The sequence below is a fragment of the Desulfurivibrio dismutans genome (assembly GCF_029210385.1).
GTDB lineage: Bacteria > Desulfobacterota > Desulfobulbia > Desulfobulbales > Desulfurivibrionaceae > Desulfurivibrio > Desulfurivibrio dismutans.
This window is the reverse complement of the sequence record NZ_JARGDQ010000031.1, coordinates 1-523: the sequence shown is the minus strand read 5'-3', so window position 1 is coordinate 523 and position 523 is coordinate 1. Positions and strand designations below refer to the sequence as shown.

At 62.5% G+C, this 523-nt stretch carries 1 protein-coding gene; it reads left to right on the top strand.

The window, feature by feature from the left end; translation table 11 throughout:
* Window positions 1-523 (top strand): HsdM family class I SAM-dependent methyltransferase (locus P0N66_RS12780; protein ID WP_275806030.1); only part of this gene is annotated, 523 nt, incomplete at both ends.

Genomic DNA, 523 nt, shown 5'->3' with positions numbered 1-523 from the left:
CCAGGACTTCTGGGCCACCACCTCCAACAAGCAGCTCAACTTCGTCCAGCACATCCGCACCATGCTCAAGATCACCGGCCGGGCCGCAGTGGTGGTGCCGGACAACGTGCTCTTCGAGGGCGGGGCAGGGGAGACCATCCGCCGCAAGCTTCTGGAAAACACCGATCTCCACACCATCCTCCGCCTGCCCACCGGCATCTTCTATGCCCACGGGGTCAAGGCCAACGTCCTCTTCTTCGACAACCGCGAGGCCAGCCCCCACCCCTGGACCAAGGAGGTCTGGTACTACGACTACCGCACCAACATCCACCACACTTTAAAGAAAAAACCCCTGGGCTACGCCGACCTGGCCGAGTTCGTCCAGTGCTACCACCCGGCCAACCGCCACCAACGCACCCCCACCTGGGACGCAGCCACCAACCCCGAAGGCCGCTGGCGCAGTTACAGCTACGAAGAACTGATCGCCCGCGACAAAACCAGCCTGGACCTCTTCTGGCTCAAGGACAAAAGCCTGACCGACCTG